This window comes from Mycobacterium sp., from assembly GCF_035653355.1.
Lineage (GTDB): Bacteria > Actinomycetota > Actinomycetes > Mycobacteriales > Mycobacteriaceae > Mycobacterium.
Map to the genome: position 1 here is coordinate 1 of NZ_DASRBZ010000023.1, position 7,938 is coordinate 7,938.

Below are 7,938 nucleotides of genomic sequence, written 5' to 3' on the forward strand. Positions count from 1 at the left end.
CAGGCGATTCGGCACCGGCTGGCCGAGACCTTGGTCGCGGTTGAAGGCGCGGAGGCTACCCTTCAGGCCGCTTCCGATGACCTCGGCTGCCTGCTGGCGAAGGCCGCCGCCGGCCAGGCTGCGTTGACTGCGGCGCGGCACTGTCAGCAGGTGCTCGGGGGGATCGGCTTTACCGCCGAGCACGAGCTGCACCGCCACGTAAAGCGTGTGTTGGTCCTCGACGCAATGCTTGGCAGCGCAAGGGAACTGACCCGAGAGGCCGGAGCCCTATTGCGGGCGAAGTGCTTTGCGCCGCGGTTGGCGCAGCTGTGAGCTCGGACGCCTCCACGGGGATGTACTGTGTGCCCGCCTCGCAGCGATTTGGTAAGGGGTCGACGGGCGCCTGACAGCGAACTCGCGCAGAGGCGGGCAAAACGCCGGTCGCTACGCTCCAAGACTCGTGTGGCAGATGAGCTTCCTAGTTGCGCGGCAACCTGAGAACGCGTTCAGCGATGATGTTGCGCTGGATCTCCGACGTGCCGCCCGCGATGGTGCCGGCGAAACTGCGGAAGTACCGATCGAACCAACTGCCGTAGTGGGCGTCGAGGTTCAGCGGCGCGACCGGTCCCGTCACCGCCGGGTGCACCAGCCCGTCGGCGCCCGCAGCGCTCAGCGCATGCTCGGACGCGCTTTGCACCGCTTCGGATCCGAGCAATTTCAGCACGGACAGCGCTGGCACGTCCTCCTCGCCGCGGTCGGCACGCGCGAGCGCTGCTGACCCGAGCAGCTGCAGGGCGTAGGTGTCCATGACCAGGGTGGCATAGTGGTCGCGTTCGAGCACCTGCGACGGGCGGAAATCGACGACGAGTTCCCGCAGCCGGTCGGCATATCCCATCCACAGCATGGTGCGTTCATGTCCCAGCGAACCCGTTGCCACCTGCCAGCCGTGGTTCAGCTGGCCGACCAGATTCTCGGCGGGAACTCGCACATCGGTGAAGAACACCTCGTTGAAATCCACGTCGCCGCGATGAGATGCCGAGGCAAAGGGGCGGCGCACCACACCCGGGGTGTCCGTCGGAATCAACAGTGCGCTAATTCCCTTGTGCTTCGGGGCATCTGGATTGGTCCGCACGAACGTCAACAACACGTCAGCGTCATGCGCGCCGGACGTCCATACCTTTTGACCGTTGACCACGAAGTGGTCGCCGTCGAGCACCGCCCGGGTGCGCAGCGACGCCAGGTCCGAACCGGCCCCCGGTTCGCTCATGCCCAACGATGCGGTGATCTCGGCCCGCAGAATCGGCACTGCCCAACGCTGCTTTTGCTCCGGCGTGCCGAACGACAGCACCGATGCCGCAATGATGCCCACGCCCTGCGGATTGAAACTGAGGTGGATTCGGCGCCGCGACAATTCGTCGGCGTGCACATACTGCTGCAATATCGTCGCATTGCGGCCGCCGAACTCCGGCGGATTACCGGGCAACAACCATCCGTGGTCGAACAACAGCCGCTGCCAGCCGCGCGCCCACTGCGGGATGTGCGAGCACGAGCGCGGCCGCTCGGTGGCTTGTGCTTCGTCGGGCAGATGCTCGTCGAGAAATGCGGCGAACTCCGCGCGGAAAGCCTCGACCTCGGCATCAAAGGTCAGTTGCATGGGTACTCCTCGCCGGCGGCGTCCGTCTATAGGCATTCCGCTTCCTAGGACGCCGGCAAGAGAATACTATTCTCAGGATAGGAAAGTTACAATCTCAGACACGGCGTCTGTGAGGGGGTCTACGAGACCGATGGCACGGCGTTCTCCTGTACAGTTCAATCATGTTCTCCCCTCGCGGCAATCAACCGAGGCGCCCGTGACCAGCCCCAGCGAGGAACCGGCCTGGAAGCAGCGCGCGGTCGAGCGCTCCATCAAGACGGCCAAACTGCGTGCCGCGCAGCGCGTGCAACGGTTCCTCGACGCCGCGCAGGCCATCATCATCGAAAAGGGCAGCACCGACTTCACCGTCCAAGAGGTTGTCGACCGCTCCCGCCAGTCATTGCGGAGCTTCTACCTGCAGTTCGACGGCAAGCATGAGCTCCTGCTCGCCCTGTTCGAAGACGCGCTGAGCCGATCAGCCGATCAAATTCGGGCTGCCACTGCCGGGTATTCCGATCCCCTGGAGCGATTGAAAGTCGCTGTCCAGCTCCTTTTCGAGGCGTCGCGCCCCGACCCCACCGCAAAGCGGCCGCTGTTCACCGACTTCGCCCCCCGTTTGCTGGTTTCCCATCCCGCCGAGGTGAAGGTCGCCCACGCGCCGCTTCTGGCGTTGCTTACCGAGCTGATGGAAGAGGCGTCCGCAGCTGGCCAGTTGCGCGCCGAGATCAACCCCAGGCGGATGGCCGCCATGACGATGCAGACAGTGATGTTCATCGCGCAGTCGAGCGGCGGCGCCGACGACGCGACGGTTCATCCGATCACCGCTGACGAAGTGTGGGACTTCTGCTCGCGCGGCTTCGTCAGCGACAAGCGCGAGAATTAGATTACCGCTGTTCGGTAACGCGTCATCGCCCAGCGGGCATGACCGCGGCGGCTTGTGTTCTGAACCGCAATCTGTTCGACTATCGCACGAGTTGAGAATTGGATTCTTAAAAATTAAGAGTGCGAAGTAGCATAAATGTATCCGGCGTTGACACTGATGAAGCCGGATGACAGAGTTCACATGCGACGGCGTGTGACCTTGCCACACCTTGGTTTCGGCGAGAGGCGATATCGGTGACAGTCAGCGCTACCAGCGACGTCTACTACGACCCGTACAACGTTGAACTCAACGCTGACCCGTATGGGATGTTTCGCAGGCTTCGCGAGGAAGCGCCCGTGTACTACAACAAGCAGCATGACTTCTACGCGCTGAGCCGGTTCGCCGATGTCGACCGGGCGCTGGTCGATTACGAGACATTCAGCTCGGCGCGGGGGGCGATCCTCGAGCTGATCAAGGCGAACATCGAGATGCCGCCAGGTGTATTGATTTTCGAGGACCCGCCACTGCACGACGTCCACCGCAAGTTGCTGGCTCGGATGTTCACACCGCGCAAGGTCAACGCGCTCGAACCAAAGATCCGCGAATTCTGCGCGCGTTGTCTGGATCCGTTGGTCGGCAGCGACCGGTTCGACTTCGTTACCGACCTCGGCGCCCAGATGCCCATGCGGGTGATCGGCATGCTGCTTGGTGTGCCCGAGGAAGATCAAGAAGCCGCCCGCGATTTCGCCAATGCCCAGATGCGCACCGAAGCCGGTAAGCCGATGAAGGCTGCCATGGACGGCATGGTCACCGGCGAGTTCTTCGCCCAGTACATCGACTGGCGCTCGCAGCATCCCTCCGACGACATCATGACCGAGCTGTTAAACGTCGAATTCGAGGACGAGAAGGGCGCGTGGCGTCGACTCACCCGCGAAGAACTCCTCACCTATGTCAGCGTGGTCTCGGGTGCCGGCAACGAGACCACGACCCGGCTGATCGGCTGGACCGGCAAGGTGCTGGCCGAACATCCCGACCAGCGGCGCGAGTTGGTGGAAAACCCCGCCCTGATCCCCCGGGCCATTGAGGAGCTGCTGCGCTTCGAGCCGCCGGCGCCGCATGTCGCCCGCTATGTGACCCGTGATGTCGAGTTGTATGGCCAGACCGTGCCGGAGGGCAGCGTCATGATGATGCTCATCGGGGCGGCAAACCGCGATCATCGCCAATTCCCGCCCGACGGCGACGTTTTCGACATTCACCGAGAACTTCGGCAACACCTCACGTTCAGTGTCGGCACGCACTACTGTCTGGGCTCGGCGCTGGCGCGTCTGGAGGGCCGAATTGCGCTCGAAGAGATTTTGAAGCGGTTCCCCGAGTGGGACGTCGATCTGACGAACGCCAAGCTGTCGCCGACTTCGACCGTGCGCGGCTGGGAGTCGATGGTAGCGGTTATCCCCTGAGCCCGATCTGAGAAGAAACGAGGTAACGATGACTGGGCGAGTCGAAGGCAAAGTCGCATTCATCACCGGCGCGGCGCGGGGGCAAGGTCGCGCGCACGCGGTGCGATTGGCGCAGGAGGGTGCCGACATCATCGCGATTGACGTTTGCAAGCCGATCGTTGAGAACACCACGATTCCTGCGTCGACACCGGAAGACCTGGCCGAGACCGCAGATCTCGTCAAGGGTCTCGACCGCCGAATCGTCACCGCTGAAGTCGACGTCCGTGACTACGCCGCGCTGAAAGCCGCGGTGGACAGCGGCGTGGAGCAACTTGGCCGGTTGGACGTCATTGTGGCCAACGCCGGTATCGGCAACGGCGGCGACACCCTCGACAAGACCAGTGAGCATGACTGGCAGGAAATGATCGACGTGAACCTGTCTGGCGTGTGGAAGACCGTGAAAGCTGGTGTGCCGCATATCTTATCGGGCGGCCGTGGCGGGTCGATCATCTTGACCAGCTCGGTCGGCGGGCTGAAGGCATATCCGCATACCGGTCACTATGTGGCGGCCAAGCACGGTGTTGTCGGGCTCATGCGTACATTTGCAGTCGAGCTGGGCCAGCACATGATTCGGGTCAATTCCGTACACCCGACGAACGTAAACACCCCGTTGTTCATGAACGAGGGCACGATGAAACTGTTCCGGCCTGACTTGGAGAACCCGGGCCCCGACGACTTGAAAGTTGTCGCACAGATGATGCACACGCTGCCGATCGGCTGGGTGGAACCGGAGGACATCAGCAACGCCGTGCTGTTCTTGGCTTCCGATGAATCCCGCTACATCACCGGTGTGACGCTTCCGGTCGACGCCGGCAGCTGCCTGAAGTAAACGCACCAACCGCGCGTCGCGATGACAACCGCAGAACGGGAGATTCCCCAAGACTGGGAACAGATTACCCCTGAGTGGATGACGACAGCGATCCGGCAACAGTATCCGGAAGCTGAGGTCAGCGATGTCGCGGTAGTGCTACGCGACGACGGCACCAATCGACGTGCGCGGTTCGAGTTGACCTATTCGGCCGGTGCCGGACCAGCCACCGTGTTCGCCAAGGCCGCGGATCCCGCGCATGTCGAGCTGGTCGCTCTCACCAGTGGTCTCTTTCACGAGCCCCGGCTGTTCACATCAGGAGTCGTCCTGCCGCTCGACCATCCGACTGTCTACACGGCGATCATCGACGAAGAAGGCAGCAACTTCCTGATGATCATGGAGGACGTCGTCGCCCGGGGAGCCGAACCGCGAGACTCCACCCGCCCGATGACGATCGACCAGGTGGCGGGCGGCGTTCGTGGATTAGCCCGCTTGCACAGCATGTACTGGGGCGAACGGGTCACACAGCATCCGGCACTGGGCTGGGTCGAGCCGTTCATCCCGTTCGCCGGCCTGGAAATGGCACCACTGCAAATCGCATTCGAGCGGCTGGGTGACTCTGTACCGGCCGAGATCCCGCGACTAACCGGAACCGAGCTGTTCCAAAATATCTGGGCACGCTACATCGGCACATTGACACAGTCACCGCAAACCTTGCTGCACGGCGACCCACACATCGGCAACACCTATGTGCTTCCGGACGACGAAGTGGGATTCCTCGACTGGCAGATGGTGCGGCGCGGGAACTGGTCGCTTGACCTCGGTTACTTCCTGCAGGGCGCGCTGACCATCGACGACAGACGTCGCAGTGAACGGGAGCTTCTCGAAGAGTACCGTTGTGCGCTGACTTTGCCAGCCGACGAAATGCCGTCCATCGACGAGGTTTGGCTGCGGTACCGCGCCTCTGTCGCGCACGGGCTGGCCATCTGGATCGCCACGCTGAGCGGTGGAGATGCATGGCAGCGCCCAGACATTTGCTTGGCATTCGCGCAGCGGTATTCGGCAGCATTCGTGGACCTCGAGACGCGCAACGCGCTGGACGCCCTCGACGCCTGACGGATAACGTCTCGCGCCATGGACAGCTTCGACGGGCGCGGCGCAGTCATCACGGGTGGCGCGAGTGGAATTGGTTTGGCCACCGCCAGAGAACTCGCTCGCCGCGGAGCCAGCGTGGTGTTGGCAGATATCGAAGAAGCTGTGCTTGAGCAAGCCGCGACCCAGCTACGCGGCGAGGGGCTCGACGCGCACGGCGTCGTCTGCGATGTACGGCAGCTGAACGAGGTCAGTCGCCTTGCCGATGAGGCGTTTCGGCTCCTGGGCAGGGTGCATGTGGTGTTCAACAACGCTGGCATCGCGGTGGCCGGACCGATCGCCGCGATGACGCATGACGACTGGCGGTGGGTGATCGACGTCGACCTCTGGGGCCCCATTCACGGCGTCGAGGTCTTTCTGCCCAGGCTCCTCGAGCAGGGCGAAGGCGGGCATCTGCTGTTCACCTCGTCTTTTGCCGGCTTGGTGGCGAATATCGGCCTCGGGCCGTATTCGGTCGCCAAGTACGGCGTCGTGGCACTCGCGGAATCGCTTGCCCGAGAAGTCAAAACGGCGGGCATCGGTGTGTCGGTGTTGTGCCCGATGCTTGTCGCAACCAACATCGGCAACTGCGAGCGCACCCGCGGCGCCGACTACGGAACGCCGGCGACGCGACCGGTTTCAGAACCGGTCACCGTTGGCCAGGACGATGTCCTTGCTGCCGACGACGTCGCTCGGCTGACCGTCGAGGCGATACTCGCCAACCGGCTCTATATCCTGCCGCACCTGGGCTCGCGTGGCCTGATCCGCCGGAGGTTCGAGCGCATTGACCGTACCTTCGACGAGCAGGCCGCCGAGGGGTGGGAACACTAGGCCCGGTCAGCCGGGGCCGAATCGGAACTGCCCGGTCTGCGGGTGGCGGTACCAGCCACCGGCGGCGTGCGTTCCGCCGTCGACATGCAGCGTCTCTCCGGTGAGATAGCTCGCCATGTCGGATACGAGAAATACGGCGATGCTGGCGATTTCGTCGACGCTACCCGGGCGGCCCATCGGGATGGCGTGTCCGATCTCGTTGAGTTCGCCAAAGCTCAGGTTGGCCAGCCCTTCTGTCACGGTGACATCTGGTGCGATCGCGTTGACGCGGATACCGTGTGGCGCCAGCTCGAATGCCGCAGTCTTGGTGTAGTTGATGACGCCGGCTTTAGCTGCGGCATATGCGGCGAATCCCGGTGCGGCCCGGACACCTTCGATGGACGTCAGGTTGACGACACTCCCCGGCAGGCCCGCGGCAACAAGCTGGTGCACCACCCGTTGCGTACAGAGCATCACATGTCGCAAGTTCGCTCGATAGAGCGCGTCCCAGCCATTTTCGGTGGTGTCGAGCAGGGGCGAGAAGAATGTGCCGCCGGCATTGTTGACCAGGATTGTTACCGTGCCCAGTTCGGCAGTCGTGCGCTGCAGCGCAGCGTCGACCTGCTCGCCGTCGCGGACATCGGTCGTAATGCCCAGTGCGCCTATCGAATCGGCGGCGGCTGCGCAGCTCTCGGCGTCGCGCTCCCAGATCGCCACCGAGGCGCCGAAAGCCGCCATGCCGGCTGCTATGCCGAGCCCGATGCCGGCGCCCCCACCGGTCACGACTGCGACACGGCCGGTCAGCTGGATGTCGGATGGGCTGATCGCCACAGAGTTACCCTCTCATGCTGTGGCCGTTTTCCTGCCATAGCCGGCCGGTGCCTGGCCGATCACGCCGTCGGCTTCCAGGTCGGCGATCTCCTGTTCGGTCAGGCCCAGCTCCGCAAGCAGCTCATGGTTGTGCTGGCCGAGTAGCGGTGCAGGGTGAAGATGGAAGCGTTCCGGTCCGAGTGATAACCGCGCGGGAAGCGTGCTGTGCGGGGCAGTGGCATTGACCGGATGCTCGACATCTTCGAAAAAGCCGCGGAAGGCGAGCTGCGGCAACGCGGTTTGCCGATGTGGCTGCATCACTTTGGCTACCGGTACACCGGCGTCCCATAGACAGCAGACGATTTCGTCCCCGCTGCGCTGCTGACACCACGCAGCTAGCCGCTCGTCG

Annotated in this window: 9 protein-coding genes; 6 read left to right on the top strand and 3 right to left on the bottom strand. The window is 63.4% G+C overall.

What is annotated here, in order from left to right:
- The coding region (locus VFA16_RS00735) for an acyl-CoA dehydrogenase family protein (RefSeq protein WP_324965978.1) at positions 1–312 on the top strand (312 nt) is incomplete at its 5' end.
- A gap of 145 nt (positions 313–457) precedes the next feature.
- Here VFA16_RS00735 and VFA16_RS00740 read toward each other — a convergent pair.
- Complete coding sequence (locus VFA16_RS00740) at positions 458–1,633, bottom strand: acyl-CoA dehydrogenase family protein (RefSeq protein ID WP_324965979.1); 1,176 nt, start codon at positions 1,631–1,633, stop codon at positions 458–460.
- Positions 1,634–1,829: 196 nt separating this feature from the next.
- On the opposite strand from VFA16_RS00740, the gene VFA16_RS00745 reads away from it, so the two are divergent.
- The 5 genes from VFA16_RS00745 to VFA16_RS00765 all read left to right on the top strand — a co-directional run bounded on the left by VFA16_RS00745 (position 1,830) and on the right by VFA16_RS00765 (position 6,740).
- Complete coding sequence (locus VFA16_RS00745; RefSeq protein WP_324965980.1) at positions 1,830–2,495, top strand: TetR/AcrR family transcriptional regulator; 666 nt, start codon at positions 1,830–1,832, stop codon at positions 2,493–2,495.
- A 233-nt stretch (positions 2,496–2,728) separates the two neighbouring features.
- Positions 2,729–3,931, top strand: a complete 1,203-nt coding sequence (locus VFA16_RS00750) for a cytochrome P450 (protein WP_324965981.1) — start codon at positions 2,729–2,731, stop codon at positions 3,929–3,931.
- 28 nt (positions 3,932–3,959) lie between these two features.
- Positions 3,960–4,799, top strand: coding sequence for a mycofactocin-coupled SDR family oxidoreductase (locus VFA16_RS00755; RefSeq protein ID WP_324965982.1), 840 nt, complete (start codon positions 3,960–3,962; stop codon positions 4,797–4,799).
- 21 nt (positions 4,800–4,820) lie between these two features.
- Positions 4,821–5,894: a phosphotransferase gene (locus VFA16_RS00760; RefSeq protein ID WP_324965983.1), complete on the top strand. Its 1,074-nt coding sequence runs from the start codon at positions 4,821–4,823 to the stop codon at positions 5,892–5,894.
- 18 nt (positions 5,895–5,912) lie between these two features.
- Positions 5,913–6,740 (top strand): SDR family NAD(P)-dependent oxidoreductase, encoded by an 828-nt coding sequence (locus tag VFA16_RS00765; RefSeq protein WP_324965984.1) that lies wholly within the window; start codon positions 5,913–5,915, stop codon positions 6,738–6,740.
- Positions 6,741–6,746: 6 nt separating this feature from the next.
- Here the strand turns inward: VFA16_RS00765 and VFA16_RS00770 are convergent, their stop codons facing one another.
- Together VFA16_RS00770 and VFA16_RS00775 are read right to left on the bottom strand one after the other, a co-directional pair.
- Entirely contained in the window at positions 6,747–7,550 is an 804-nt protein-coding gene (locus VFA16_RS00770) for an SDR family oxidoreductase (RefSeq protein ID WP_324965985.1), read from the bottom strand.
- 12 nt (positions 7,551–7,562) lie between these two features.
- A partial coding sequence (locus tag VFA16_RS00775) for a CoA transferase (protein ID WP_324965986.1) occupies positions 7,563–7,938 on the bottom strand: 376 nt, incomplete at its 5' end.

What these genes read in the sequence shown, in the direction of transcription:
- VFA16_RS00740 (WP_324965979.1), bottom strand. Translation starts at nt 1,633, where the DNA reads ATGCAACTGACCTTTGATGCCGAGGTCGAGGCTTTCCGCGCGGAGTTC.
- VFA16_RS00755 (WP_324965982.1), top strand. Translation starts at nt 3,960, where the DNA reads ATGACTGGGCGAGTCGAAGGCAAAGTCGCATTCATCACCGGCGCGGCG.
- VFA16_RS00760 (WP_324965983.1), top strand. Translation starts at nt 4,821, where the DNA reads ATGACAACCGCAGAACGGGAGATTCCCCAAGACTGGGAACAGATTACC.
- VFA16_RS00765 (WP_324965984.1), top strand. Translation starts at nt 5,913, where the DNA reads ATGGACAGCTTCGACGGGCGCGGCGCAGTCATCACGGGTGGCGCGAGT.